Raw genomic sequence first — 275 nt, 5'->3', positions numbered from 1 at the left:
CGCGAGGAACGTCGCACGAACGTCGTCGGCGTTCACGGGGGTCATTTCCAGCAGAAACCACACGCTTCCCGCCAGGGTGGCCATGGCATGGTCCGCGGCGAGGTCCTCGGGGGAGAGAACACCCACGTCGATGGCGCTCGTCTCCGGGGCGGCGGCATCGTGCGGGCGGGCCGGCGGCTCTACGGCGTCGGCTGAGGGGACCGGGGAGGCGCCGGACCGCGGGCGTGCGGGGTCGACGGCGTCAGGCGCATCCGCGCTGCTGCCGTGGGTCTCCC

General features: G+C 73.8%; 1 protein-coding gene. It reads right to left on the bottom strand.

Annotation, left to right across the window (positions count from 1 at the left end):
• Positions 1-275: hypothetical protein (locus ABFX56_RS16060; protein ID WP_428834467.1), on the bottom strand; the 275-nt coding region annotated here is incomplete at both ends.

This window comes from Parafrigoribacterium mesophilum (assembly GCF_039652555.1).
Classification (GTDB): domain Bacteria; phylum Actinomycetota; class Actinomycetes; order Actinomycetales; family Microbacteriaceae; genus Parafrigoribacterium; species Parafrigoribacterium mesophilum.
This window is presented reverse-complemented; position numbering and strand designations above follow the sequence as displayed.